This is a genomic window from Idiomarina sp. Sol25 (assembly GCF_033052775.1).
GTDB lineage: Bacteria > Pseudomonadota > Gammaproteobacteria > Enterobacterales > Alteromonadaceae > Idiomarina.
On the sequence record NZ_JAUPEW010000162.1, the window covers coordinates 1 to 261 of the forward strand.

Annotated in this window: 1 other RNA gene; it reads left to right on the forward strand. The window is 50.6% G+C overall.

What is annotated here, in order from left to right:
- Positions 1-261, forward strand: a transfer-messenger RNA (tmRNA) gene (gene ssrA / locus Q5L94_RS13860); the annotation flags it as partial.

Consider the following 261-nt stretch of genomic DNA (forward strand, 5'->3'; position numbering starts at 1 on the left):
TTCGACGCCGGTAGCGAAACTCTAGGTGCATGCCGAGTTGGTAACAGAACTCGTAAATCCACTGTTGCAACTTTTATAGTTGCCAATGACGAAAACTACGGCGCGGAGTACAAGCTGGCTGCGTAAGCAGTCCTCTTGACCCGTTGCTTCTGGTAGCTTCGGCTCCAGCAATCACTAGGGGATGCCTGTAAACCCGAACTGATTGTCATACAGAACAGGATCGTCGCGTAGCACGTTGTGGGCGAAGTGACTAAAACTTAC